Here is a 25595-nt window from a genome sequence, read left to right as displayed (position 1 = left end):
CAGAATGACGGTGGCGCAGGCCGTCGTCGAATACCTTTCCCGGCAGTACACCGTGGACACGGTGGGCGGCGTTGACTACCGTGAGCGGCTCATCCCGGGCACGTTCGGGATCTTCGGGCACGGCAACGTGGCCGGCGTGGGCCAGGCGCTGAAGCAGTACCAGCAGCTGGACCCGGCACTGATGCCGTACTACCAGGGCCGCAACGAGCAGGCCCAGGTCCACCAGGCCGTGGGCTACGCCCGGCACACCCGCCGCCGCCAGACCTACGCCATCAGCACCTCCATCGGCCCGGGTTCCTCCAACCTGCTCACCGGTGCCGCGCTGGCCACCACCAACCGGCTCCCGGTGCTGCTGCTGCCGTCGGACACGTTCGCCACCCGCGCCGCGGACCCTGTCCTGCAACAGCTCGAGCAGCCGTACGCCTACGACATCACGGTCAATGACGCGTTCCGGCCGCTGTCCAAGTTCTTCGACCGGGTGAACCGGCCGGAGCAGCTGTTCTCGGCGTTCCACCACGGCCTGCGCGTCCTCACGGACCCGGCCGAGACCGGCGCGGTGACCATTTCCCTGCCGCAGGACGTCCAGGCCGAGGCCTTCGACGTCCCGGCCGAGTTCCTGGCCGAGCGTGAGTGGCGGATCCGCCGCCCCGACGCCGACGACGAGGACATCGCCCGCGCCGCCGCAGCCATCCGGGCCGCGAAGCGCCCGCTCATCATCGCCGGCGGCGGCGTCCTCTACGCCTACGCCAACGACGAACTGGCGAAGTTCGCCGAACTGACCGGGATCCCGGTGGGCAACACCCAGGCAGGCGTCGGCGTCCTGCCGTGGGACCACCAGTTCTCCCTCGGTGCCATTGGCTCCACCGGCACGACGGCGGCCAACGCCATCGCTGCCGAGGCGGACCTGATCATCGGCATCGGCACCCGCTACGAGGACTTCACCACCGCGTCCCGGACCGCGTTCCAGAACCCGGACGTGCGCTTCGTGAACATCAACGTCGCACCCATCGACGCGTACAAGCACGGCACCACGCTGCCGATCGTCGCCGACGCCCGCAAGGCCCTGGTCAAGCTCAACGCCGCCCTGGGCGGCTACCGGGTCGGGGCGGACCTGGAACAAAAGGTCGCCGCGGAGAAGAAGCGCTGGAACGCCACGGTGGACGAAGCCTTCGACACCCGCTACACTCCGCTGCCGGCACAGAACGAGATCATCGGCGCCACCAACCGGGCCATGGACGCCCGCGACGTGGTCATCTGCGCCGCCGGGTCCCTGCCCGGGGACCTCCACAAAATGTGGCGCGTGCGGGACCCGTTCGGCTACCACGTCGAATATGCCTACTCCTGCATGGGCTACGAGATCCCCGGCGGCTTGGGCGTCAAGCGTGCAGCAATCGCCGAAGCGGCCGGCACGACGGCGGCAGGCGGCGTTGGTGGGGAAGCGGCCCAGGTGCGGGACGTCGTCGTGATGGTGGGGGACGGCTCCTACCTGATGATGCACACCGAACTGGTCACCGCCGTCGCCGAACGCATCAAGCTGATCGTGGTCCTGATCCAGAACCACGGCTACGCCTCCATCGGCTCCTTGTCCGAATCCCTCGGTTCACAGCGGTTCGGCACCCAGTACCGGGCGCTGAACGAGGAACAGCACAGCTTCGACGAGGGCGAGACCCTGCCCGTGGACCTGGCCCTGAACGCCGAGTCCCTGGGCGTGAAGGTCATCCGGATCGAACCGGGGGAAAAGGTCATCGCCGAACTCGAACAGGCCATCCGGGATGCGAAGGCCGCCCCCGAGAACAGTGGCCCGATCCTGATCCACGTCGAATCCGACCCCCTCCTGGACGCACCGTCCTCCGAATCCTGGTGGGACGTCCCTGTCTCCCAGGTCTCCGAACTGGACTCCACCAAACAGGCCTTCCAGACCTACGTCGACCACAAGTCACGCCAGCGCAAACTGCTCGGCTAACCACGCTTTTTCACTACTCAAGGAAGAGTCCCATGACTGCCACCACCACCGAAACAACGGTCATCAACCACTTCATCAACGGCGCCGAGACCGCCGGCGAAGGCGACCGCACCACGAACGTGTACAACCCGGCCACCGGCGCCGTGACCGGCGAACTGCGCTTGGCCAACCGCGCTGACCTGGACACCGCCGTCGCCGCCGCCCGCAAGGCCGCCGACACCTGGGGTGACATTTCCCTGGCTAAGCGCACCGCGGTGCTGTTCAAGTTCCGCGAACTCGTCGCCGCCCACGTGGACGAACTCGCCCAGCTGGTCACCGCCGAGCACGGCAAGGTCCTCTCCGACGCCAAGGGCGAGATCGGCCGCGGCCTGGAAGTGGTCGAGTACGCCTGCGGGATCCCCACCCTGCTCAAGGGCGACTACTCCGACCAGGTCTCCACCGGCATCGACGTCTTCTCCTTCCGCGAACCCCTCGGCGTGGTCGCCGGCATCACGCCGTTCAACTTCCCCGTGATGGTGCCGCTGTGGATGGCCCCGATGGCCATCGCCACCGGCAACGCCTTCATCCTCAAGCCCTCCGAACGCGACCCCTCCGCCTCGCTGCTGCTGGCCAAGCTGTGGAAGGAAGCCGGGCTGCCGGACGGTGTGTTCCAGGTCCTGCACGGCGACAAGGAAACTGTTGACGGGCTGCTGACCCACCCGGACGTGGACGGCATTAGTTTTGTTGGGTCCACCCCGATCGCGCAGTACGTTCACGAAACCGCCACCAAGCACGGCAAGCGCGTCCAGGCCCTGGGCGGTGCGAAGAACCACGCGATCATCCTGCCCGACGCCGACCTGGACAACGCCGCCGACCACCTGGCCGCCGCCGCGTTCGGCTCCGCCGGGGAACGCTGCATGGCCATCTCCGTCGCGGTCGCCGTCGGAGACGCCGCCGATGCCCTGGTCGCCAAGGTCCAGGAACGCGCCGAAGCCGTCAAGGTCAACAACGGCACCGAACCCGGCGCCGAAATGGGCCCGGTCATCACCCCCGCCTCCAAGGAACGCATCGTCAAGATCGTCACCGAAGCTGAAACCGCGGGCGCCGCCATGGTGGTGGACGGCCGCGACCTGGTGGTCCCCGGCCACGAAAACGGCTTCTGGGTTGGCCCCACCGTCCTGGACCACGTCAAAACCGAAATGAGCGCCTACCGGGAGGAAATCTTCGGACCCGTCCTGGTGGTGGTCCGCGTCGACACCCTTGAGGACGGCATCACGCTGATCAACGCCAACCCCTACGGCAACGGCACCGCCATCTTCACCTCCTCCGGCGCGGCCGCCCGCAAGTTCCAGCGCTCCGTGACGGTGGGCATGATCGGCATCAACGTCCCCCTCCCGGTGCCGGTGGCCTACCACTCCTTCGGCGGCTGGAAAGCCTCCCTCTTTGGCGATAAGCACATCTACGGACCCGAAGGCGTCAGCTTCTACACCCGCGGCAAGGTAGTCACTTCCCGCTGGCCCGAAACCCACCACGCCTCCGGCGCCTCCTACAACTTCCCCTCCAACTAGTCCCCACCGCCGCCCTCGCCTCGCAAGCTCGGCCAGGGAACCCTGGCGGCGTGGGCCCTACCCGTCGATTGCTCCGTAATTGTCGTTTTGAGCGTCCAAAACGACAATTACGGAGCAGCCGATGCAAAGGAAAAGACAATGACTGAGAACAAGCTGATCATCGGCACGGCGCCGGACTCCTGGGGCGTCTGGTTCGCGGACGATCCCAAGCAGACCCCATGGGAACGCTTCCTCGACGAGGTGGCCGAGTCCGGCTACAAGTGGATCGAACTGGGCCCGTACGGCTACCTGCCCACCGACCCCACCCGCCTGGCGGAAGAACTGAAGCAGCGCGACCTGCAGATCTCCGCCGGCACCGTCTTCACCGCCTTCCACCGCGGCCTGGACCAGTGGGAAACCGCCTGGGAACCGGCCCGCAAGGTTGCCGAGCTCACCGCGGCCATGGGCGGCGGCCACATCGTGGTCATCCCGGCCATGTGGCGGGACGACGTCACCGGCGAAGCCGTGGAGAGCGGCACGCTGAGTGAAAAGGCCTGGGACGACCTGTTCGCCGGCCACAACCGCCTGGGCAAGACCCTGCTGGAAGACTTCGGCCTGAAGCAGCAGTTCCACTCCCACGCCGACTCCCACGTTGGCGCGCAGACGGACATCGAAACGCTGCTGGCCGCCACCGATCCCCAGTACCTGAACCTCTGCCTGGACACCGGCCACGCCGAGTACTGCGGCGCCTCCAGCCTGGAACTGATCAAGAACTACCCGGACCGGATCGGCTACCTGCACCTGAAGCAGATCAACCCGGACATCCTCAGGAAGGTCAACGAGGAGAACATGACCTGGGCAGCTGCCAACCTGGCCGGCGTCATGACCGAACCGCCCAACGGACTCCCTGACCTGCGCGCGGTCATCGAAGCCGTGGAAGCGCTCAACCGGCCCATCTTCGGCATCGTGGAACAGGACATGTACCCCGTGGCCTTCGATGTACCGATGCCCATCGCCAAGCGCACCCGCAACTACCTGCTGTCCTGCGGTTCCCGCACTGCCGTCAGCTAACCCGCCCCACAGACACCACAAAGGACAGAACAATGACTGAAACCCTCCGCGTTGCCGTCATCGGCGCAGGCCGCATGGGCGCCGACCACATCCAGCGCATCAGCAAGCGCATCCACGGAGCCGAAGTTGCCGCCGTCGTGGACGTGGACCTTGCCCGCGCCCAGGCCGCTATTGAAGGCATCCCGGGCGCCGTGGCCCTGGCGGACGCTGACGAGGCCCTGAACAACGGCGACGTCAACGCCGTCCTGATCGCCACCCCCGGATTCCTGCACGAGGACATCCTGCTCAAGGCCCTCGCCAGGGACATCCCGATCCTCTGCGAAAAGCCGCTCACGCCCGACGCCGCATCGTCCTGGAAGATCGTCGAAGCCGAGGTGGCGCTGGGCCGCCAGCGGATCCAGGTGGGCTTCATGCGCCGCTTCGACGCCGAATACGCCACGCTGGGTTCGATCATCCGCAACCACGAACTCGGCGAGCTGCTGATGCTGCACCACCAGCACCGCAACCCGAGCACCCCTGAGGGCTTCACCAACGAGATGCTCATCAACGACTCCGTGGTCCACGAGTTCGACGCCATCCGCTTCTTCACCGGCGAGGAAATCACCAGCGTCCAGGTCCGCCTGGGCAAGGCCACCAAGAACGCGCCGTCCGGCCAGCACGACCCCCAGCACGTCTTGCTGGAGACCGAATCAGGCGTCCTGGCCGACGTCGAAATCTACGTCAACGCCAAGTTTGGCTATGAGGTGGCTACCCAGGCCTCCTTCGAAGACGGCATCGTCAGCATCGGCGGCGACAAGGGCCCCTACACCCGCAGCTCCGGCCGCTGGGGCGGCAACGTCACCCCCGGCTTCGAGGAGCGCTTCGGAGCGGCGTACGACGTCGAAATCCAGTCCTGGGTGGACGCGGCACTTAAGGGCGGAATCGGCGGCCCCTCCGCCTGGGACGGGTACGCCACCGCCGCCTGCTGCGAGGCAGGCGTCGAAGCGCAGAAGAACGGCGAAAAGGTCGCCGTGAAGCTGGCTCCGAAACCCGACCTTTACAAGTAACCAGGACCGGAAAGGGGGCGGAGCCATCCGTCCCCTTTCGTGTCTCCACCCTTCCTGATCCACAATGGAGTGTTTACGTGAAAATCGCACTTGACCCCACCCCGTTCCATCACTCGCACAGCCTGCTGGAGTTCCCCAAGGTGGTGGCCGACCTCGGCTACAAGTACATGCAGATGACCCCGCACGCGGACTTCATCCCGTTCTACAACCACCCCAAAGCGGACGACGAACTGGTGGGCCGGCTGGGCAAGGCCTGCAGGGACGCCGGGATTGAAATCGCCTCCATCCTCCCCGTGCTCCGCTGGTCCGGGCCCGACGAGGACGCCCGCGAAGCCGCCGTCCGCTACTGGCGGCGCGCCATCCAGATCGCCGTGGACCTGGGCGTCAGGACCATGAACACCGAGTTCAGCGGCCGGCCCGAGAAGGCCGAGGAGTCCGAGCGGGCGTTCTACCGGTCCATGGAGGAACTGCTGCCGATCATCGAGCGTGAAGGCATCGACCTGCTCATCGACCCGCACCCGGACGACTTCGTGGAGGAAGGCCTGGCCGCCATCCGCGTGATCCGGGGCGTGAACTCGAAGAACGTGGGCATGGTCTACGTGGCCTCGCACAGCTTCCACATGAAGAACTCTCCGCCGGACATCATGCGGGCCGCGGGGGACAAGCTGCGCCTGGTCCACGTGTCCGACACCATGGACCACCACGCCTCGCACGGGCTGCGGTACATCACCAACCCGCCGGGCAACCCGGTCCGCGTCCACCAGCACCTGAAGATCGGCGACGGCGACGTCAATTGGGACGAATTCTTCGGCGGCCTGAAGGAAATCGGCTTCCTCGACCGGGAGAACACGGTGATGGTGTCCAGCGTCTTCGCTGAGGACGAGAACGCCGAAGAAGTGTCCCGCTACCAGCTGGAGACCATGAAGCAGTACGTCCAAAAGGTAAGCCTATGAGTTCGCCTGTTTCCGGGAAGGCAGCGGTCAAGCAGCCCGGCAACCATCAGCGGGCCCTGCGGACCGTCACCATCATCTCCACCTTCGGCGGCCTGCTGTTCGGCTACGACACCGGCGTGATCAACGGCGCCCTGCCGTATATGCAGGAGGACCTGGGCCTGACCCCGCTCACCGAGGGGCTGGTCACGTCATCCCTGCTGTTCGGCGCCGCCTTCGGCGCCCTGTTCGGCGGACGCCTGGCCGACCGCAACGGCCGTCGCAAAATGATCATGGTGCTGGCGGTCATCTTCCTCGCGGGCACCATCGGCTGCACGTTCTCGCCCAATACCGAGGTAATGATCGCCGCCCGCTTCGTCCTGGGACTCGCCGTGGGCGGCGCATCGGTGACGGTTCCCGTGTACCTGGCGGAGGTCTCGCCGAGCCACCGGCGCGGCCGGATCGTCACCCAGAACGAGCTCATGATCGTCACCGGGCAGCTGCTTGCGTTCATCTTCAACGCCTACCTGGGCAACTCCTTCGGTGAATCGCACGGCATTTGGCGCTGGATGCTGGTCATTGCCACCCTGCCGGCCATCGCGCTGTGGATCGGGATGAACTTCATGCCCGAGAGTCCCCGCTGGCTGGCTTCCATCGGCAGCTTCGGTGAGACGCTCAGCGTGCTGCAGCGGATCCGGTCGCAGGAGGAGGCCCGTAAGGAGTTCGAGGAAGTCAAGGCCATGGCCGTGGAGGACTACAAGTCCAAAATGGGTTCATGGAAGGACCTGGGCATCCCGTGGCTCCGCAGGATCTTCGTGGTGGGCCTGGGCCTCGCGGTGATCCAGCAGATCACGGGCGTGAACTCGATCATGTACTACGGCACCCAGATCCTCTCGCAGTCCGGTTTCGGCCGGGAAGCTGCCTTGACGGCCAACATCGCCAACGGGGTCATCTCGGTACTGGCCACGTTTGTCGGGATCTGGCTGCTGGGCAAGGTGGGGCGGCGCAGGATGCTGATCACCGGCCAGGTGGGAACCACCACGGCACTGCTGCTCATCGGCTTCTTCTCGCTGATCCTGCCCGAAGGCTCCGCCCGGGGCTTCGTTATCCTGGCCCTGACCGTAACGTTCCTGGCGTTCCAGCAGGGTGCCATTTCCCCGGTGACGTGGCTGATGCTCTCGGAAATCTTCCCGCTGAAGATCCGCGGCCTGGGCATGGGAGCCTCGGCCTTCCTGCTGTGGATCGTGAACTTCCTGATCGGGTTCGGGTTCCCGCAGCTGCTGGCCGCCATCGGCATCTCCAACACGTTCTTCGTCTTCGCAGTCCTAGGCGTGGGGGCCATTGCCTTCGCCGCGAAATACGTTCCCGAGACCAAGGACAAGAGCCTGGAGGACCTGGAGCACTACTTCAAGAACGTAGCCGGCGGCAAAGCTGAGGTGTCCGCCGCACAGGTTTCCTGACCGGACCAGCACGCCCGGTTCCCCACAGCAACGCCCCCATGAGGATCCTCGCGGGGGCGTTGCTGGTGCCTTGAGTGGCCGGGTCCTAGGTGCGTGCGTGCAGCCGCGGCAGCGCATCCACCAGCGGTGCCAGTTCCGGAATGGCAAGGGCCCCGTCCAGGGCACGCTCCAGCGTGGCGTCGTGGACCGGCCGCGCTTCCGCGAGCAGGCTGCTTCCACTGGCGGTGAGCTCGGTGTAGATGCCGCGGCGGTCGTCGTCGCACAGGATCCTGGTCAGCAGGCCACGGTCTTCCAGCCGGTTGACCAGCCGGGTGGTGGCGCTGGGGCTCAGCGCCGTGGCGCGCGCAAGCTGCTGCATCCGCATGTGCCACCCGTCCTGCCGGCTGAGGGCATCCAGGACCGTGTACTCCACCACGGAAAGCTGCGACTCCGCCTGGAGGCTGCGTTCCAGTTCGTTTTCGATCAGCCCGTGCAGCGCCGCGAGGGTGCGCCAGCCCTGGGCGCGGACCTCAACGGCGTCGTCCTTGATGCCCATGGTTGCTCCTTCGAAGATGGCAGAGGATGCCATCCATTGCTCCGGTCATAGATAGTTGCTTGCGCGGCATATTTGCATGTGCAACAATAAATACCGCGTCTGCAACTATCTTAGGCGCCTTCCCGCCTCGGGAACAACCACGTACAGCTCAAAGGAGCATTCTCATGCCTGTTGGCCTGATAGCACTCGCCCTGGGCGGGTTTGGCATTGGACTCACCGAATTCGTCATCGCCGGCCTCCTCCCGCAGGTAGCCGCGGACTTTGCAGTCAGTGAAGCGTCCGCAGGCTGGTTCATCTCCGGCTACGCACTCTCCGTGGTGGTAGGAGCGCTGGGCCTGACCGCGGCCGTGACCCGCTTCCCGCGCAAACCCGTGCTGGCTGCCCTGCTGGTCCTGTTCATTGCCGGCAACCTGCTTTCCGCCACCGCGGACGGTTACTGGGCCATGATGCTGGGGCGCATCATCGCAGCCCTTTCGCATGGCGCCTTCTTTGGAATCGGGGCCGTGGTGGCGGCCGGTATGGTTCCGCCCAGCAAGAAGGCAGGGGCCATAGCACTGATGTTCACCGGGCTGACGGCGGCCAATGTCCTGGGAGTACCGTTCGGAACCCTGCTGGGCCAGGCCGCCGGGTGGCGTGCCACTTTCTGGGCCATCACCGTCATTGGCGTAGCCGCGCTCGCCGGCATTCTTGCACTCGTCCCCGCGTCGGCTGGTGCATCCGACGAGGCAGGCAGCCTCCGCTCCGAACTCCGAGCCTTCCGCTCCGGGCAGGTATGGCTCTCCATCGTGGTCACCGTCCTGGGCTTCGGCGGCATGTTTGGAGCGTTCACCTACATCGCCTACACCCTCACGGAGGTATCAGGATTCGCTGCAGCCACGGTGCCGTGGCTGCTGATCGTCTTCGGCGTGGGCCTCTTTGCGGGCAATACCCTGGGCGGTAAAGCTGCCGACCGCAACGTGGACCGGACGCTGCTCGTGGTGCTCGCCGCGCTGACCATGGTCATGGTGGCCTTTGCCTTGACGGCCGCCAATCCCGTCCTGACGGTCATCTCGCTGGTCCTGATGGGCGGCTTCGGGTTTGCCACCGTACCGGGTCTGCAGATGCGGGTCATGAAGTACGCCTCCGGTGCTCCCACCCTCGCCTCCGGCGCCAATATCGGTGCCTTCAATGTGGGTAACGCCCTGGGCGCCTGGCTGGGCGGCGTCACCATCACCGCCGGGTTCGGCTACACGTCGCCCATCTGGGCCGGCGCCCTCATCACCCTTGCGGGCGTTGCCGTCATGGCGTTCGCCGCGGCAGGCGCCAGGCGGAGCGAACAGCGCCGCGGTGGCCGCGGCAGGGTCCAGGCCGCGGAGGAGCTGGTCAGCCGCTAGGCGGAGGGGTCGGACGAGCGGCGCACCATCAGGGCGGGTTCAAGCTTCCGGGTCACGGCTGGTCCGGCCGTCCCGGCAATCCGCTCCAGCATGGCCTGCGCCGCCAGCCGGCCCAGCTGCCCGGCATGCTGGTCGATGGACGTCAGGCCAATCAGCGGTGAGGCGCCCACTTCGATGTTGTCGCAGCCAACGATCGCCATGTCGCCTGGGACGGACAGTCCCCGGGACGCCAGGGCCTCCATGATGCCAATGGCGGTGAGGTCATTGTGCGCAAAGACTGCCGTGGGAGGCGTGGCACCCGAATCGAGAAACTGCTCCATTACGGCCCGGCCGCCGCGTTCGGTCATGTCGCTGTGGACCAGTTGCGGCTCCAGTCCGAATTGCTTCATGGCGTGCAGGTAGCCCTCCCGCCGGGCCGTGTAGGGGAGCCAGTCAGAGATGTCCACGTGGGCAATCCGCCGGTGCCCCAGGTGGTACAGGTGCTCCACGGCGAGCGACCCGGAACGGAAGTCGTCGGTCAGGACGGAATCCACGCCGTCGGCCTCCAGCTCCCGGGTGATGACGACGGCGGGCGTCCCGCGCAGGGCCCCGGCCAGCTCCTCCGAGCTGCCGGTGTAACCGGCCAGCAGCACGCCGTCCACGCGAAGGTCCACGAAGGAACGGACGGCCTCCAGTTCCGTTCCGGGATCAGCGGAGCCGACGGCGACCATCACCTGGTTGCCGCTGCCCGCCAGCCCGTCGGTGATGCCGTCATAAATATCGGCGAAGACGGAGTTGTGCAGGTCCAGGAACAGGACGCCCAGCGTGTTGGTGCGGTGGCTCGCCAGGCGGCTGGCCAGCCTGTTGGGGGAGTAGCCCAGGGCGGCGGCGCTTTCCAGCACCGCCGTCCGCTTTGCGGGCGAAACCTTGGGGGAATCGCGCATCACCAGGGACACCAAGGCGCGGCTCACCCCGGCGTCGCGTGCCACGTCCTCCATGGTCACCGACCGCGGCGAAGGGGAAATCTGTTTCACAGAACTCCACTATGCCAGTCGCTGGCAGCCTGCCGGGCTGCCTACGCCCCGAACGGCAACCGGGGGTCGATGTTCTGGCTCTCCCACGTCTGCCGGACCCAGCCGTGGTGTGGGTCGTCGCTAATCAGCCACTCCCGTACCGGCCCAGGGCCGGCCATGACGTTGAGGTAATAGAGGTCGTAGCCGGGTGCGGCCATGGCCGGGCCGTGCCAGCCGTAGGGGACCAGGACAACATCCCCGGTCCGTACTTCGGCGGAAACGTCGATGGGGCGCTCATCGGAGGCGTAGACGCGCTGGTAGCCGATGGCGTCGGCGTCGGCAGGTGCGCCGGATCCAGCTCCCACCTGGGTTTCGAAATAGTAGATCTCCTCAAGGGAGGTCTCGCCGTCCTTCTCCTCGTCATGCTTGTGCGGAGGGTAGGAGGACCAGTTGCCGGCCGGGGTGAGGACCTCGCACACGATGAAACGGTCGGCTTCCAGTGCGGCGGGGGTGCCGAAGTTGTGGACCTGGCGCGAGCAGTTGCCCGCCCCGCGCAGCTCCACCGGCGTTTCCGCCGCGGACACCAGGCGGGTGGGGTGGGACGCCTGGGCCGGCGCGGTGGCAACCGCCACCCTGCCGCCGTCGGCCGAGCTGATGCTGACGGCGCGGCCGGTGCCGCAGTACAGCACATCCGTCGGGCCGGCGAACACCGAGCGGCGCCCCGCCAACGGGTAGTCCGTGCCGTCCACGGTCACCGTGAAGGACCCGTTGAGGGGCACCACGATCCGTTCCTCATCCGCGGCGGGAAGTTCGACGGCGGCGCCCGCCGGCAGGGTGGCCACCTTCAGTCCGGTGTGCGCCCAGCCGTCCACGGCAAGGGAGGAATCGGAGGTTCCGATGGACACGTCCCAGGCGCCGTCGGCGGCGGTGCCCAGGGGATAGACCCAATTGGTCATGGAGTTGGCTCCTTGGTTAGCGCTGTACGAGTGTCATTTCAAAGCTGTAGGAATCGGCGCGGTACACGTGGTGGCCGGTTTCAACCCGGCGGCCGGTATCGTCCACGGCGGTGCGTTCCATGGTGACCAGCGCCGAGCCCTCCGGGGTGTCCAGCATGGATGCCTGGTAGTCATTGGCGGTCATGGCACCGATGCGCTGGGTGGCAAGCCGGAAGTTCACGCCGCCGCGGCGAAGGATCGAATAGAGGCCTTCAGCCTTGAGCATGGCCTCATCCATCTCCGCGATGTCATCACGCACCCAGTTCTCCATGAGGGCCAGGGGTTTGCCGCCCACCCTCCGCAGCCGGGTGAAGTGGTACACCTTCGAGCCCGCGGGAAGCTGCAGCGTGGTGATCGTGGCGTCGTCCGCCTCCAGATGCGAGAAGCTCAGCACCTCGGTGGTGGGCTTCTTGCCGTTGTTGGTCAGGTCGTCGTAGAGGCTGGACAGCTCCAACGGCCGGCGGACCTGGCTGGACACCACCTGAGTTCCCACGCCCCGCTTGCGGACCAGCAGGCCGGACCGGACCAGTTCATCCATGGCCTTGCGCATGGTGGGCCGGGACAGGTTGAGCTGGGCGGCAAGGTCGATCTCGTTGTCCAGCCTGCTGCCTGGCTCCAGCACCCCGCTGTAAATCGCCGCCTCAATGCCCTGGACCACCTGGTGGTACAGGGGTACGGGGGAGGAGCGGTCGATGTTGAGTCCCAGGTTGTTCGCCACGGTGCGTTCCCTTGTCTTCGGTGTCTGCGCATTCCCCTCGTGGGAGGCTGCGCCAGCGGACACTTTGCCGCTATATGTTCGCTTGATAGGACATACTTTCTTCCTTGATCGTAGCAGGCGGGTCAGGTGGGTCAAGAGGGGTGTCAGCCAGGGAGAGGGAGGGACCGCGAAATTAAATTGTACTGACATTAAGACTTTCTCTTGACGGGAACAATTAGAGCGCTCTAACGTTAGTGGCACGCATCACATTCCTGACCGGGTCTTCCGGTCCCCGAGAGAATTTGAGAGGCAACAATGCTGTTGCAGAAACACACCATGGGCGCCACCGGCAGCAAGCGCCGCGGGTACCTCGCCCGGCTCACTGTCATCTCCACCCTGGGCGGCCTGCTCTTTGGGTACGACACCGGCGTGATCTCCGGCGCCCTGCTGTACATGAACGACTCCCTCAACATGAGCGCCGTCGAGGAAGCAACCGTGGTGAGCGCGCTGCTGTTCCCGGGTGCCGCCGTCGGCGCCCTCACCGGCGGCCGCATGGCCGACAAGCTGGGCCGCCGCGGCTCGCTGCTGGTCTGCGCACTGCTCTTCCTGCTCGGTGCCATGGGCTGCGCCCTTGCGCCCACCGTGACCTTCATGATTGCCGCCCGCATCGTGCTGGGCCTCGGGGTTGGTGCCGCCGCCGTGACATGCCCGCTGTACCTGGCCGAGATGGCTCCCGCCCATCTTCGAGGCCGGATGGTCACCATCAACGAACTCATGATCGTCACCGGCCAGATGCTCGCCTTTGCCATCAACGCCCTTCTCGACGCCCTGATCCACGACAATGAGGTCTGGCGCAGCATGCTGGGCATCGCGTCCATCCCTGCACTCGCACTGCTCGCCGGCATGCTGTTGCTTCCAGAATCCCCGCGCTGGTACGCCATCCGCGGCCGCCTGGAAGACAGCCGCCGCGTCCTGAACCTGAGCCGCAGCCCGGAAGAGGCAGCCGCTGAATTCGAGGAAATTGCCCTCGCAGCACGCACCGCCAAGGAAGAACGCGGCCACGCCCTCCGCGACCTCCGCAACAACCCCTGGATGCGCCGGCTGCTCTGGATCGGCATTGGCCTGGCCACCGTCCAGCAGGCAACAGGCATCAACACCGTGAACTACTACGCCCCCACCATCCTGGAAAAGAGCGGGCTTGGCGTCAGTGCCTCGCTTGTGGCCACCATCGGCGTCGGCGTCACCTCAGTCCTCATGACCATCCTGGGCATCTGGCTGCTCGGCTTTGTTGGGCGCCGCCGGATGCTGGTCATCGGATTCTCCGGTGTGGTCGGCTCCCAGGCCCTGCTGGCCATCGTCTTCCTCCTCCCGCAGTCCGACCTTGCCAGCTACACCATCCTGGCCGCGATGATGCTGTTCGTTGCCTTCGTCCAGTGCTTCATCGGCACCTGCGTCTGGCTCCTGCTCTCCGAAATGTTCCCGCTGGCCATCCGCGGCTTCGCCATGGGCATTGCGGTCTTCGCACTGTGGACCGTGAACGCGGCCATCTCCTTCCTGTTCCCGATCGTGGTCAACGCCCTGGGATCCACCGGTACCTTCGGACTCTTCGTCCTGGTCAACCTGGCCTCCCTGGCGTTCGTCATCAAGTTCGTGCCCGAAACCAAGGGCCACTCCCTTGAGGACCTCGAAGCGCACTTCCGCGATGGTGAGGTTCCGGCAAAGGTCTCCGCTTAGCGACGCCCTACCGCGGCATCGCGCGGTTCACGGCGGGGTTGGACCCAGGCCGTCCGGTATCAACCGGACGGGCAAGGTCCGGCCCCGCTTTTTGCGTGGGGTGGCCTAGGCTGGCTCCATGATGTGGAGCGCGGGGCAGCAACCATGAATTTCGCCGGAAGCCTTGGTCCCCGCCCCCGCAACCTCGAAGTCCAGGACCTGGCCAGCTTCGACAGCCTGGTGGCCGGCGGTGCCGTCAACCTGCACGGCTGGCACGCGCAGTCGCTGGACCTGCGGGGCCGGTCGGCGGCACTCAAAAACGTCAGCGTCGAGGGCGCGATGTTCCTGGGCTGCCTCTTCGACGACGGCATGGAAGCCAACCTCCGCAGCCGCGGCGCCCTGATCTTCCCGCGCCTGGAGGGCGTCCCCTTCGACCCCTACCGCGCGTCGCTGTATTCCCCGGCCGAACTGTACGCCGGCCTGGAAAGCTCGCCCTACGAGGAGCTGCCGGATGCCCGGATCTATCACTGGAGCATCCAGCCCGGCCAGCGCCACCGTGTGGACTCAACGCTGGCCTCGGCCCTGCATGACCACGCCATCGGTGATGCGCTGGATGAGCTGACCCGGTCTGCAGCGTGGCCCCGCCGCTCAATCGTCGGCGTGATGGGCGGCCACGCAGCGCCCCGCGGCAGCCGGGAATTTGCGGACGCTGCCCGGCTGGGCAGGCTCCTGGCCCTCGACGGCCACTCGGTGGCAACGGGCGGCGGCCCCGGGGCCATGGAGGCGGCGAACCTCGGGGCGTACCTCAGCCGGGCCTCCGACGGCGACGTGCAGGCCGCGCTTGCCACGCTCGCCGCTGTTCCCGGCTTCCGTCCCTCGGTGTCGGCGTGGGCACGTGCGGCGGCAGCCGTCGTCGAACGCCATCCGGACGGGACGCCGTCCCTCGGGATCCCCACCTGGTTCTATGGACACGAACCGCCCAACTACTTCGCCACGCACATCGCCAAGTACTTCGCCAATGCCATCCGCGAGGCCATCCTGCTGGAACTGTGCCATGGCGGAATCGTCTTCCTGCCGGGAGCGGCCGGCACCGTCCAGGAGATCTTCCAGGACGCCTGCGAGAACTATTACGGTGCCCGCGAGAAGGTGGCACCCATGGTGCTGGTGGGGCGCAGGCACTGGGAGCAGGAGTTTCCGGCTTGGCCCATGCTCCGCCGCCTGGCCGCAGGCAGGGCCATGGCGGACTACATCCACCTGGTGGACACGGTGGATGACGCAGTGGAGGTCCTCCGGCAGCGCTGAACGCTGCCGGAGGACCTCCACGAAGTGCCCTTCCGCCTGGTGCTAGCCGACGGCCGTGCCGAACAGCAGGCCCAGCAGGTACGTGATGGCTGCCGCGCCCAGGCCGATGGCAAGCTGCCGCAGGCCGCGGGTCAGCGGGGACGTGCCGGACAGCAGGCCGACGGCGGCACCGGTCGCCAGGAGCGCGATGCCCACCAGGGCGCCCGCCACTACGAGGGCAGCGACACCGGTGAGGCCGAACAGGAACGGCAGGATGGGAACGATGGCGCCGGAGGCGAAGAAGCAGAAGCTGGACAGCGCCGCACCCCAGGCTGTGCCCACTGCTTCATGCTGGTCCTCTTCCTCCGGCAGGTCCGGCTGCAGGGACAGGCTGGGATCGCAGTCGCAGGGCAGCAGGCCCATGCGCTCGGCCACCCGGTGTTCGGCCGCTTCCCGGGACATGCCGCGGGCCAGGTACACCAGGAGCAGCTCGTTGTGCTCGAGGTCAAGCTGCGGCGCGGCCGCCAGCGTGACCTGCGTGGGCCGGGTGGCCGCCAGCAGTTCCCGCTGGGAGCGGACGGAAATGAATTCACCCGCGCCCATGGACATGGCACCGGCCAGGAGCCCGGCGATGCCGCTGAGCAGCACCACGCTGCTGGCCACGCCGGACGCGGCCATGCCCATCACCAGGGAGAGGTTGCTGACCAGGCCATCGTTCGCGCCAAAGACCGCGGCGCGGAAGGTGCCGGCCAGACGGTTGCGGCCGCGGGTGGCCAGGCCCCGCACTACTTCCTCATGGATCTGTTCATCGGCGGCCATCGCAGCGGTGGCGTTGGGGTCCTTGGCGTAGGGGGAGCGGCCCTCGGCGCGCTGGGCCAGGGCCAGGACAAACACGGAACCGAAGTGGCGGGCCAGGAAGCCGAGGAACCGGCTGCGGGCGGAGGCCCTCTTCGGCTTGCCGGCGTGCTCGCCCAGCAGTGCGAGCCAGTGGGCCTCGTGCCGGCCTTCGGCCTCGGCCAGGGCCAGGAGGATGGACCGTTCCTCGCCTTCGCGGTTCTGGGCCAGGTCCCGGTAGACGGCGGCTTCGGCGCGCTCATCGGCCAGGTACTGGCGCCACCGCTTGATGTTCGACGGCGAGGGCTGGGTTGGGTTGGCGGCCTCCGGGGGCGTGGCGTGGGATTCGGGCTGGGCGTGCTGCGACACTGTAACTCCTGGGCTGGAAAGGGCATGAACTCGCGCCTTTGCCCTGCCAGCCTACTGCGGATTTCCGCGGTTTTTTGGCTGGCAAACCTCGCTGGGAAGTTTCGGTTTACCTTAAAACCGGCGGTGCCCGCGCCCGGGTTGCAGGCTCTTCTCCGGGTCCGCTGCGGCTATTGACCCGTCCGCCCGGCCGGTGCTCTGATGAAGGTGTGGCGCAGGCTGCGCCCTACCTGAAAGAGCACGTCAGGCGAATATACGGAGGTTGAATCATGAGCACCACCGGACAGCACCCGGACATGCCGCACCTGGACGCCGTCGAAGCGGACCCCGCCTACGACTACGCCGAGGATGCACCGGTAGACGACGCGGACTGGGACGCGGAGGACGAGTTCATCGACGAGGAAGAGCCGGTGGTCCAGCCGGCCCCGGTAGTCATCGACGCCGAGGACCGCGAGGTCCCGCTGGATGACGAGGAGCGCGACACGGGGGAGTAGGACTTACGACGACGGCACCTCCTTTCGCTGCAGGGCGAAAGGAGGTGCCGTCGTCGTGCGTTCAGTCCCTGCAGGTCAGCGGCCGGCGAGGACTTCCTCCGGAGTGCCTTCCTGCTCCAGCCCGGCAACGCGGCGCTGCCAGGCGCGCATGACCGCGGGATCGGTGGGGCGCGTGAGCAGCGAGGCGGCAACGTACACAACGGCTGAGCTGAGCAGGCCGTAGTAGATGGGTTCGTTGGCGTAGATGCCGTCCAGCGGAACCTCGGCATTGATCTCAAGGATGATCATGGTCCCCAGGGTCACCACGGAGCCGACCGCCATGGATGCCGCGGCCGCCGGGCCGGTGCCGCGCTTCCACACCAGCCCGCCGAGGATGGCCACGAGGAGGCCGCCCACCAGGATGTCGTACGCAATGGTCAGGGCCGCGACAACGTCCTTGGTAACGATGGCGATGACAATGGCCACGATGCCCAGCGCCAGGACCCAGATCCGGTTGGCCTTGACGTCGTGTTCTGGGTTTTCGGTGTCTCCGGTGTTGACCGTCTTGCCGAACCAGCCGGCCACGAACGGCAGGACGTCGGCGCGGGCAACGGTGGCGGCGGCGATCAGGGCGCCGGAGGCGGTGGACATCATGGCCGCCACGGCAGCCGCCAGGACCAGGCCGCCGATGCCGATGGGCAGGATGTTCTGGGCAACCTCGGCGTAGACGTCGTCCTTCGCGGCGATCTTGACGTTGGATAGTGCAACGTTGGCGGCCATGCCGATCAGGGAGCCGGCAACACCGTAGAGGATGCAGTAGATCCCTGCAGTGGCGCCGCCCCAGCGGGCCACCTTGGGGGTCTTGGCGGTGAACACGCGCTGCCAGATGTCCTGCCCGATCAGCAGGCCCAGGGTGTAGACCACGAAGTAGGTGATGATCGTCTGGATGCCGATGCCGTCGATCTGGAAGAAGCTGGCGTCCACCCGGCTGCGGATCCCGTCCAGGCCGCCGGCGGCGTTCAGCGTGAAGGGCAGCATCAGGAAGAAGATGCCCACGGTCTTGATGACGAACTGGACCTGGTCCGCCAGCGTGATGGACCACATGCCGCCGATGGTGGAGTACACCAGCACGATGGCGCCGCCGATGGCAATGGCCAGTGCCCGGTCAAGGCCGAAAAGAACGACGAAGATGGTGGCGTAGGCGCCCGTGGAGGTGGCGCAGAGCATCAGTGTGTAGGCGAGCATGACGATGCCGGACGCCTCGGTGGCCCTGCTTCCGTAGCGGAGCGTGAGCATCTGGGACACCGTGTAGATCTTCAGCTTCTGGATGGTTCCGGCAAAGAGCAGGCTCAGGAGCAGGACGCCCGCACCGATGGCCACCACCAGCCACATCCCGGAGATGCCGAACTTGTAGCCAAGCCCTACGCCGCCCACGGTGGACGCTCCGCCCAGGACGACTGCGGCCATGGTTCCGGTGTACAGGAACGGGCCCAGGCGGCGTCCGGCCACCAGGAAGTCGCTGTTGTTCCTGGTGCGGGACTTGCCCCACCAGCCGAAGGCCAGCATCGCGAGAAGATACACCACCACAATGGCGATGTTGATGGCACTTGCATCCATAAATGGCTCCTTGGAGCTGTTGGGGCCGGGTGTGGGACCTTGGGCAGGCACGCCCGGAACCGCCGCGGACGAATACGGAGAGGGTCCTGCAATTGCCTTATAGGCAACAGGAGTTTCCAAAGACTAGGGTGTGACGTGAGTGACAGTCAAGGAGGCCGCGCCTGCAGCCGCGCGGGTGTGGCATGCGCGCGTCACAAAAGCGGTGCCGATTAGTATGGCTCGAGAGTGGAGCCGGACTGCCGGCCGTGAAAGGTTCGTAGATGAAGGCACTGCCAGTTGAGCCGAGCAATGTCCCTGTTGCCATCGGCTCCAGGATCCGGGCCGCCAGGCAGTCCCAGCGGCTCACCATCGAGCAGGTCGCGGATGCCACCGGGCTGACCAAAGGTTTCCTCAGCCGGGTGGAGCGGGACCTGACATCACCGTCCGTTGCCTCCCTGGTGACGCTGTGCCAGGTGCTCTCCATCTCCATCGGCGACCTTTTCGTGGCACCCGAAACCCACCTGACCAAACGCAACGACGGTCCCCGGATCTCGCTTGGCGGCCAGGGCATCGTGGAGCGGCTCCTGACGGCCCGCTCGGAGCGGCGGGTGCAAATCATCCAGGCGGTGATCGAGCCGCACGGCCGCGGTGAGTCCGAGCTTTACGCCGTGGACTGCGACGTGGATGTCCTGCACGTCATCAAGGGGTCCATCAAGCTCATCCTCACCAACGAGGAATACGACCTCGAGACGGGCGACACCGTGACCTTCCCGGGACGGGAACCCCACACCTGGGTCAACCCCACGGACAAGCCGGTCGAGGTGCTCTGGGTCCTGGTGCCCGCCGCGAGCCGCTGACCTTCCCAACTGGGTAGCAGCAGGTGTCGTTATGGACCTCCATAACGACACCTGCTGCTACCCAGTTGTGCGCCCGGGGACCTTCTTGTAAACATCTGATGCTCATTAGAAAACCGCGGTGTATGATGGCAGTCACACAGTCCCCTCAACTCCTCGAAGGAGAGGCCTCCATTGGAAGAGCTGCGCATTGAAGCCAACGGCAACCTTGGCCCCATCGATTCATCCCGGATCCCCCGCTATGCCGGAGCTGCCACGTATGCCCGCCTTCCGCGGCTGGACCAGGTGGCCAAGGCTGATGTGACAGTAGTGGGAGTGCCTTTCGACTCGGGAGTTTCCTACCGCCCCGGCGCCCGCTTCGGCGCGAACCACGTCCGCGAGGCCAGCCGCCTGCTGCGCCCTTACAACCCCGCGTGGGACGTCAGCCCGTTCGAGAACATCCAGGTGGCTGACGCCGGGGACATGGCGGTGAACCCGTTCAACATCAACGAAGCCATTGAGACCATCCAGCAGAACGCACTGGACCTTACGGCCGCCGGGAGCAGGCTGCTGACCCTGGGTGGCGACCACACCATCGCCCTGCCGCTGCTGCGTGCCGCCGCCGAGCGTGCCGGCGGACCCATCGCCATGCTCCACTTCGACGCCCACCTGGATACCTGGGACACCTACTTTGGCGCCGAATATACCCACGGCACGCCCTTCCGCCGCGCAGTGGAAGAGGGCATCCTGGACACCGAAGCCATCAGCCATATCGGCACCCGCGGCCCCCTGTACGGGAAGAAGGACCTCGACGACGACCACCGCTTTGGGTTCGGCATCGTCACCTCCGCGGACGTCTACTACCAGGGTGTCCTGGAGACCGTGGCCAAGGTCCGGGACCGCATCGGCAACCGCCCGCTCTACATCTCGGTGGACATCGACGTCCTCGACCCCGCCCACGCACCCGGCACCGGCACCCCGGAAGCCGGCGGCATTACCAGCCGCGAACTGCTCGAAATCATCCGCGGCTTCCGCGGCATGAACCTGGTGGGCGCCGACGTCGTCGAAGTCGCGCCCGCCTATGACCACGCCGAGATCACCGGCGTGGCTGCCAGCCACGTCGCCTACGAACTGGTGACCCTTATGGCGGACAACGCAGTGCCCGGCAGCCGGTTCGGGGCAGAGACCGGGTACCAGGCCCAGGCGCTCGGCCAGGAGGCCCGCCGCCCCGCCGGCTTCGCGGCCGCCGGCAAGGAGTAGGGCCATGACGGAATCCGGTGCCGCACCTGTCCCGGCGCACGGGAGCGGTGCCCGTAATGGCGGGGACCTCGTCGTCGAAACCCTGGAAGCGCTGGGAGCCAAGACTGTGTTCGGCATCCCGGGCCAGCACGCCCTGGGCCTCTTTGACGCCATGGGCCGCGGAAACCTGCACTTCGTGTCCTCACGGGTGGAGAACAATTCCGCCTTCGCCGCGGACGGATACTCCCGCGCCACCGGCGAAGTGGGCGTCCTGTTCCTCTCCACCGGCCCCGGCGCGCTGACGTCGCTGGCGGGACTCCAGGAGGCCTACGCCACCGGCGTTCCGATGGTGGTGGTGGCCAGCCAGATCCCGTTGGAGGGGCTGGGTGCACGCCGCAAAGGGATGCTGCACCAGCTCGATGACCAGAAGGCCTCCGCGGCCAACGTCACCAAGAGCCAGCGGTTGATCCAGCACGCCTCAGGCATCCCCTCGGCCATTCAGGACGCCTGGACAGAGGCCATCTCCTCCCCGCAGGGCCCGGTATGGCTGGAGATCCCGCAGAACGTGCTGCTGGACCCGATTATGGTCCCGCCGGTGGAGGATGCCCTGGCAGAGGCGGCTGACAACCCGCCGCGTATCGAGCTGGTCCGCGAGGCCGTGAAGTGGCTGGAATCAGCACAGCGCCCGGCCATCATCGCCGGCGGCGGCACGCGCCGCGGCCGGGCCGAGAAGTCGCTGCTCTCCATTGCGGAGAAGCTGCGGGCTCCAGTCATCTGCACCCCGGGCGGCAACGGCGCGTTCCCGTGGAACCACGAGCTGTCCCTGCAGTCCTGGATCGAGGACCGGTACATGACCGACCTCCTCGAGGACGCCGACGTCCTGGTGGTCATCGGGTCATCCCTGGGCGAGGTCACCTCCAACTACTTCACCTTCGAGCCGCGCGGCAGGATCATCCAGATCGACGCCGAACCCCGCGTCCTGGAGTCCAACCGGCCAGGCCTGGGCATCCGCGCCGACGCCGGCCAGGCGCTCGCGGCGCTGGACGAGGCTCTTGACGCGGCCCTCGAGCCGGGCAGGACAACCACGCCGGACTGGCACGGCAGCACCCCGGAAGAGCTGGTCAAAGAGTCACTTGCCAAGGTCCGCGCCCGGCTGGAATCGCAGGACCTGGCCAAGGAACTGAAGTTCATGGCGGATATCCGCGAGGCCGTGCCGGCGGACATGCAGACCTTCTGGGACATGACCATCGCCGCGTACTGGGGCTGGTCCTGCTGGGACGCCCGTGAAGGCCAGTTCCACTCCGCCCAGGGCGCCGGCGGCCTGGGCTACGCGTTTCCCGGGGCCATCGGTGCTGCCGTGGGGCTGGAGACGCTGGGCAGGCCGGCTGGTTCTGCCCGCGTCCTCGCTGTCTCCGGCGATGGCTCGTCCATGTACTCCATTGCCGAACTGGCCACCGCGAAGCAGCACAACGTGCCGGTCACCTGGCTGATTGTGGACGACGGCGGCTACGGCATCCTGCGCGAATACATGGTGGGTGCGTTCGGCAAGGCCACCGCCACCGAACTGGCCCGGCCCGACTTCGTGAAGCTCGCCGAATCCTTTGGTGTGCCTGCAACGCGGGTTGCCCCGGAAGATGTGGGGGACGCGCTCAGGGCCGGATTCGCTGCGGACGGCCCCAACGTCGTCGTGGTCGAAACCCTCCTGAAGATGTTCGGCCCCACCCACCTGGCACCCTGACTCAACGCCCCTGCAAGCTCCCCCGCTTACCGGATCACCTCCGGCTGAAGTGGGGGAGCTTGGCGTTTAAGCCGGCAATGCCACTAACTTCGTTTCCCTAAGCAACCTTTTCCTGATACAGTTGCTTGCAGCAACTAAGTCTTAGGGAGCATCATGTCTGTCGCACCGGCCACCGCAGCCGACCTCGTCAGCCACATCTATGACCTCCAGCGTGCATTGCGCTGCGTGACCATGATCAACGTCAAAGGCCAGGACACCGGGATCGCCCTCCAGGGCGTACTCAAGTTCATCGGCGAAGGGGAGACCCGCGCAGCGCACCTGGCCGAGCGCCTGGGGGTCAGCGCGCCGGTGCTCAGCCGGCACGTGGCCGAACTGGCTGACGCAGGCCTGGTGCTTCGCATGCCGGATCCGGACGATGGCCGGGCCCAGCTGCTGGCACTTTCCCCGCGGGGCAAGGAGAAGCTGGCGGAGCTGGTGCGGCACCGGGCGGAAACGCTCCAGGCGTACCTGTCGGACTGGAATGAGGACGATGCCGTTGCAACAGCCGCGATGCTGAACAAGCTCACGGCATCCCTGAAGAATTCCATCCGGGCAAGGGCGGCCGGAACAACCACCGAACAGAAAGACGCAGGAGTCCATTAATGGCTAACGTCACCGCCGCCGCCGCGGACCAGGAGCAGGAGCGCCAGCGCGAACGCACCGCCAGACAGGAATCGCGGCAATCCAAGCGCCACGAACCGGGCGCGCCCATGAACCACCGGCAGATCATGGAGGCCCTGACCGGCCTCCTCGCTGCCTTCTTCACCGCCATCCTCAGCAGCACCATCGTTGCCAACGCGCTGCCCACCATCATGTCCGAGCTCAAGGGCACGCAAACGGACTTCGCGTGGGTCATCACGGCGGCACTGCTGGCCAACGCGGCCACCACCCCCATCTGGGGCAAACTGGCAGACCTCTTCGACAAGAAGGTCCTGGTCCAGCTCAGCATCGTGATCTTCGTGGCCGGTTCGGTCATGGCAGGCTTCTCCGAAAACATCCCGTTCCTGCTCACCGCCCGCGTGATCCAGGGCATCGCCATGGGCGGCCTCACCGCCCTGGCCCAGGCGATCATTGGCTCCATCATCCCGCCCCGCGAACGCGGTAAGTACTCCGGCTACATGGGCGCCGTCATGGCCGTCGGTACCGCCGGCGGCCCTCTGCTGGGCGGTTTCATCGTAGACAGCTCACTCGGCTGGCGCTGGACCTTTTTCGTCTGCGTGCCGCTCGCCGTCGTCGCCCTGATCCTGCTCCAGGTCACGCTGAAGATCCCGCACGTCCGCCGTCCTGCCAAGATCGACTGGTTCGGCGCCATCCTGTTGACCTCCGGCGTCAGCCTGCTCCTGATCTGGGTTTCCTTCGCCGGGAAGGCCGACTACTACGACTGGTGGTCCTGGCAGTCGGCCGTCATGGTGGGCGGCGGCGTCCTGCTGCTCGCACTGCTGGTCCTGGTTGAGTCCAAGGTGTCCGCACCGATCATCCCGCTGAAGATCATCTCCGAGCGCACCACGGCGCTGGCCATCGTGGCTTCCGTGGCCGTCGGCGTTGCCATGTTCGGTTCCTCCACCTTCCTGGGCCAGTACTACCAGGTGGCCCGCGGTGCAACGCCCACCGAGGCCGGCCTGCTCACCCTGCCCATGATCGCCGGCAACCTCGTCGGCTCGGTGGTCTCCGGCCAGCTCATCAGCCGCTACGGCAAGTGGAAGCGCTTCCTGATCGGCGGCACCATCCTGCTGATCGGCGGCCTGGCCCTCGCCGGCACCATGGACCACACCACCGAACTCTGGCTGACCGGCCTTTACACCGGCATCTTCGGCATCGGCCTGGGCATGCTCATGCAGAACCTGGTCCTCGCCGTCCAGAACACCGTCCAGGCCAAGGACATTGGCTCCGCCAGCGCCTCCGTTGCCTTCTTCCGCTCCGTCGGTGGTGCCATCGGCGTGTCCGTCCTGGGCGCCGTCATGGCAAACCACGTCAAGGACCTGGCCACCGACGGGCTCGCCAAGCTGGGCATCCCGGCCGGCGGAAACAGCGGTGCCACGCTGGACCTCAAGGACCTGCCTGCACCGATCGCGGACGTCATGCGCGCCGCCTACGGTGATGCCACGGCCGGCATCTTCATGATCTCCGCCGTGGTGAGCGCCGTTGCCCTCATCGCCGTGATTTTCATCAACGAAGTGCCGCTGCGCAAGACGGTCGACATCACCCCCGAGGCCACGCTGCAGGCCAACGCGGCCGGTGAAGCGGGCATGACGGCCATGACCGGCCAGCTGCCCATGGTCTCCGCTGCCGCGCCGGACAGGGGCGCCCCCGCCGGGGACATCACCCCCCGGAGCGCCGTGCGGACTGCCGCGGCTCCCGCAAAAATGTACGACGCCGGTGCTGCCGCTGCGGCAGCAGCGTCCGGCAGGGTTGCCACGGAAGACTTCGAGGACGTCTTTGCACGCAGCTTCCGCTCGGAAGAGCTGGACCTGCGGTCCGCGGACAACGTGGACAAGGCCGCCAACGCGATTGCCAGCGCCGCTGACACCCTGCAGAAGCTGCAGGACACCCAGCACCTGCTGGCCCGCCAGCAGGCCGAACTGGGAACCATGGTGCTGGACATCCAGGAACAGCTGCGCTCCCAGCAGGAGGTGGCTGCCAGGCAGGCCGCCACGGCGGCAGAGCTCAGCCGGCTGCAGCGCAAGCTGCTGAAGGAACGCAAGATCCAGGCAGCAGCCGCGCTGTACCTGGCCGGTCACGGCCGGCACAGTGCCGCAGCCCCGACTGCCACTCCGTCCGCCGATGGTTCTTCGGAGCCGAACCAGGGACTGTAGCCGGCCTGCAAGCCAGCAGTAAGCCGTCCCTGCCGGGGCCGGCCAAGCCCCCGACGGATAGCAACAAAGCCGCAGCCCGCACC

The 25595-nt window shown here is 66.7% G+C and carries 21 protein-coding genes; 15 read left to right on the top strand and 6 right to left on the bottom strand.

Going from position 1 to position 25595, the window contains the following annotated elements:
• The first annotated feature begins 4 nt into the window (after nucleotides 1-4).
• The 6 genes from iolD to AB0280_RS18520 all read left to right on the top strand — a co-directional run bounded on the left by iolD (nucleotide 5) and on the right by AB0280_RS18520 (nucleotide 7995).
• Nucleotides 5-1963: a 3D-(3,5/4)-trihydroxycyclohexane-1,2-dione acylhydrolase (decyclizing) gene (iolD, locus tag AB0280_RS18545; protein ID WP_425328626.1), complete on the top strand. Its 1959-nt coding sequence runs from the start codon at nucleotides 5-7 to the stop codon at nucleotides 1961-1963.
• A gap of 32 nt (nucleotides 1964-1995) precedes the next feature.
• Nucleotides 1996-3510, top strand: coding sequence for a CoA-acylating methylmalonate-semialdehyde dehydrogenase (locus AB0280_RS18540; protein ID WP_159632820.1), 1515 nt, complete (start codon nucleotides 1996-1998; stop codon nucleotides 3508-3510).
• A gap of 138 nt (nucleotides 3511-3648) precedes the next feature.
• Nucleotides 3649-4560: a sugar phosphate isomerase/epimerase family protein gene (locus tag AB0280_RS18535; RefSeq protein WP_159632819.1), complete on the top strand. Its 912-nt coding sequence runs from the start codon at nucleotides 3649-3651 to the stop codon at nucleotides 4558-4560.
• A gap of 32 nt (nucleotides 4561-4592) precedes the next feature.
• Nucleotides 4593-5606, top strand: a complete 1014-nt coding sequence (locus tag AB0280_RS18530) for a Gfo/Idh/MocA family protein (RefSeq protein WP_159632818.1) — start codon at nucleotides 4593-4595, stop codon at nucleotides 5604-5606.
• Nucleotides 5607-5683: 77 nt separating this feature from the next.
• On the top strand, nucleotides 5684-6559 hold the full coding sequence (locus tag AB0280_RS18525; protein ID WP_366368279.1) for a sugar phosphate isomerase/epimerase family protein: 876 nt from the start codon (nucleotides 5684-5686) through the stop codon (nucleotides 6557-6559).
• Complete coding sequence (locus AB0280_RS18520; protein WP_366368278.1) at nucleotides 6556-7995, top strand: sugar porter family MFS transporter; 1440 nt, start codon at nucleotides 6556-6558, stop codon at nucleotides 7993-7995. The genes AB0280_RS18525 and AB0280_RS18520 overlap by 4 nt, the downstream gene beginning before the upstream one ends.
• An 85-nt stretch (nucleotides 7996-8080) precedes the next feature.
• Here AB0280_RS18520 and AB0280_RS18515 read toward each other — a convergent pair whose 3' ends face one another.
• Nucleotides 8081-8530 (bottom strand): MarR family winged helix-turn-helix transcriptional regulator, encoded by a 450-nt coding sequence (locus AB0280_RS18515; RefSeq protein WP_366368336.1) that lies wholly within the window; start codon nucleotides 8528-8530, stop codon nucleotides 8081-8083.
• Nucleotides 8531-8694: 164 nt separating this feature from the next.
• Between AB0280_RS18515 and AB0280_RS18510 the strand changes: the two genes are divergently transcribed.
• Complete coding sequence (locus AB0280_RS18510; RefSeq protein ID WP_366368277.1) at nucleotides 8695-9903, top strand: MFS transporter; 1209 nt, start codon at nucleotides 8695-8697, stop codon at nucleotides 9901-9903.
• Here AB0280_RS18510 and AB0280_RS18505 read toward each other — a convergent pair.
• Genes AB0280_RS18505 through AB0280_RS18495 form a run of 3 tightly spaced genes read right to left on the bottom strand, consistent with a single transcriptional unit; the run spans nucleotide 9900 to nucleotide 12608 of the window.
• The gene (locus AB0280_RS18505) at nucleotides 9900-10916 is read right to left on the bottom strand and encodes a LacI family DNA-binding transcriptional regulator (RefSeq protein ID WP_366368276.1); all 1017 of its coding nucleotides are present in this window, start codon (nucleotides 10914-10916) and stop codon (nucleotides 9900-9902) included. The genes AB0280_RS18510 and AB0280_RS18505 overlap by 4 nt on opposite strands.
• A gap of 41 nt (nucleotides 10917-10957) precedes the next feature.
• Nucleotides 10958-11851 (bottom strand): 5-deoxy-glucuronate isomerase, encoded by an 894-nt coding sequence (gene iolB / locus AB0280_RS18500; RefSeq protein ID WP_366368275.1) that lies wholly within the window; start codon nucleotides 11849-11851, stop codon nucleotides 10958-10960.
• Between the two features lie 16 nt (nucleotides 11852-11867).
• Nucleotides 11868-12608 (bottom strand): GntR family transcriptional regulator, encoded by a 741-nt coding sequence (locus AB0280_RS18495; RefSeq protein ID WP_275181834.1) that lies wholly within the window; start codon nucleotides 12606-12608, stop codon nucleotides 11868-11870.
• A gap of 294 nt (nucleotides 12609-12902) precedes the next feature.
• Here AB0280_RS18495 and AB0280_RS18490 point away from each other — a divergent pair, with 294 nt between their 5' ends.
• Entirely contained in the window at nucleotides 12903-14321 is a 1419-nt protein-coding gene (locus tag AB0280_RS18490) for a sugar porter family MFS transporter (protein ID WP_275181833.1), read from the top strand.
• Nucleotides 14322-14465: 144 nt separating this feature from the next.
• Nucleotides 14466-15602: an LOG family protein gene (locus AB0280_RS18485; protein ID WP_366368274.1), complete on the top strand. Its 1137-nt coding sequence runs from the start codon at nucleotides 14466-14468 to the stop codon at nucleotides 15600-15602.
• A gap of 42 nt (nucleotides 15603-15644) precedes the next feature.
• On the opposite strand, the gene AB0280_RS18480 is transcribed toward AB0280_RS18485, so the two are convergent.
• Nucleotides 15645-16784, bottom strand: coding sequence for a VIT1/CCC1 transporter family protein (locus tag AB0280_RS18480; RefSeq protein WP_366368273.1), 1140 nt, complete (start codon nucleotides 16782-16784; stop codon nucleotides 15645-15647).
• Nucleotides 16785-17050: 266 nt separating this feature from the next.
• Here AB0280_RS18480 and AB0280_RS18475 point away from each other — a divergent pair, with 266 nt between their 5' ends.
• Nucleotides 17051-17275: a hypothetical protein gene (locus tag AB0280_RS18475; protein WP_224025122.1), complete on the top strand. Its 225-nt coding sequence runs from the start codon at nucleotides 17051-17053 to the stop codon at nucleotides 17273-17275.
• Between the two features lie 75 nt (nucleotides 17276-17350).
• On the opposite strand, the gene AB0280_RS18470 is transcribed toward AB0280_RS18475, so the two are convergent.
• Nucleotides 17351-18871, bottom strand: a complete 1521-nt coding sequence (locus tag AB0280_RS18470) for a sodium:solute symporter (protein WP_159632807.1) — start codon at nucleotides 18869-18871, stop codon at nucleotides 17351-17353.
• A 260-nt stretch (nucleotides 18872-19131) separates the two neighbouring features.
• On the opposite strand from AB0280_RS18470, the gene AB0280_RS18465 reads away from it, so the two are divergent.
• From AB0280_RS18465 to AB0280_RS18445, 5 genes are all read left to right on the top strand, one after another.
• Nucleotides 19132-19707 (top strand): helix-turn-helix domain-containing protein, encoded by a 576-nt coding sequence (locus AB0280_RS18465; RefSeq protein ID WP_224025126.1) that lies wholly within the window; start codon nucleotides 19132-19134, stop codon nucleotides 19705-19707.
• A gap of 171 nt (nucleotides 19708-19878) precedes the next feature.
• Entirely contained in the window at nucleotides 19879-20943 is a 1065-nt protein-coding gene (gene speB, locus AB0280_RS18460; protein ID WP_307492150.1) for an agmatinase, read from the top strand.
• Between the two features lie 4 nt (nucleotides 20944-20947).
• On the top strand, nucleotides 20948-22660 hold the full coding sequence (locus tag AB0280_RS18455; RefSeq protein WP_366368271.1) for a thiamine pyrophosphate-binding protein: 1713 nt from the start codon (nucleotides 20948-20950) through the stop codon (nucleotides 22658-22660).
• Nucleotides 22661-22813: 153 nt separating this feature from the next.
• On the top strand, nucleotides 22814-23302 hold the full coding sequence (locus AB0280_RS18450) for a MarR family winged helix-turn-helix transcriptional regulator (protein ID WP_366368269.1): 489 nt from the start codon (nucleotides 22814-22816) through the stop codon (nucleotides 23300-23302).
• On the top strand, nucleotides 23302-25512 hold the full coding sequence (locus AB0280_RS18445) for an MDR family MFS transporter (RefSeq protein ID WP_366368267.1): 2211 nt from the start codon (nucleotides 23302-23304) through the stop codon (nucleotides 25510-25512). The genes AB0280_RS18450 and AB0280_RS18445 overlap by 1 nt, the downstream gene beginning before the upstream one ends.
• Nucleotides 25513-25595: the final 83 nt, after the last annotated feature.

This window comes from Pseudarthrobacter sp. 902506025 (assembly GCF_040702325.1).
Lineage (GTDB): Bacteria > Actinomycetota > Actinomycetes > Actinomycetales > Micrococcaceae > Arthrobacter.
Note: the sequence above shows the minus strand (reverse complement) of the source record. Positions and strands in the feature narration are given on the sequence as shown.

Coding starts and splice junctions, on each gene's coding strand:
- AB0280_RS18445 (WP_366368267.1), top strand. CDS start 23,302: ATGGCTAACGTCACCGCCGCCGCCGCGGACCAGGAGCAGGAGCGCCAG.
- AB0280_RS18530 (WP_159632818.1), top strand. CDS start 4,593: ATGACTGAAACCCTCCGCGTTGCCGTCATCGGCGCAGGCCGCATGGGC.
- AB0280_RS18485 (WP_366368274.1), top strand. CDS start 14,466: ATGAATTTCGCCGGAAGCCTTGGTCCCCGCCCCCGCAACCTCGAAGTC.
- iolD (WP_425328626.1), top strand. CDS start 5: ATGACGGTGGCGCAGGCCGTCGTCGAATACCTTTCCCGGCAGTACACC.
- AB0280_RS18455 (WP_366368271.1), top strand. CDS start 20,948: ATGACGGAATCCGGTGCCGCACCTGTCCCGGCGCACGGGAGCGGTGCC.
- AB0280_RS18535 (WP_159632819.1), top strand. CDS start 3,649: ATGACTGAGAACAAGCTGATCATCGGCACGGCGCCGGACTCCTGGGGC.
- AB0280_RS18450 (WP_366368269.1), top strand. CDS start 22,814: ATGTCTGTCGCACCGGCCACCGCAGCCGACCTCGTCAGCCACATCTAT.
- AB0280_RS18465 (WP_224025126.1), top strand. CDS start 19,132: ATGAAGGCACTGCCAGTTGAGCCGAGCAATGTCCCTGTTGCCATCGGC.
- AB0280_RS18490 (WP_275181833.1), top strand. CDS start 12,903: ATGCTGTTGCAGAAACACACCATGGGCGCCACCGGCAGCAAGCGCCGC.
- AB0280_RS18540 (WP_159632820.1), top strand. CDS start 1,996: ATGACTGCCACCACCACCGAAACAACGGTCATCAACCACTTCATCAAC.
- AB0280_RS18470 (WP_159632807.1), bottom strand. CDS start 18,871: ATGGATGCAAGTGCCATCAACATCGCCATTGTGGTGGTGTATCTTCTC.
- AB0280_RS18520 (WP_366368278.1), top strand. CDS start 6,556: ATGAGTTCGCCTGTTTCCGGGAAGGCAGCGGTCAAGCAGCCCGGCAAC.
- AB0280_RS18510 (WP_366368277.1), top strand. CDS start 8,695: ATGCCTGTTGGCCTGATAGCACTCGCCCTGGGCGGGTTTGGCATTGGA.
- AB0280_RS18475 (WP_224025122.1), top strand. CDS start 17,051: ATGAGCACCACCGGACAGCACCCGGACATGCCGCACCTGGACGCCGTC.
- AB0280_RS18515 (WP_366368336.1), bottom strand. CDS start 8,530: ATGGGCATCAAGGACGACGCCGTTGAGGTCCGCGCCCAGGGCTGGCGC.
- iolB (WP_366368275.1), bottom strand. CDS start 11,851: ATGACCAATTGGGTCTATCCCCTGGGCACCGCCGCCGACGGCGCCTGG.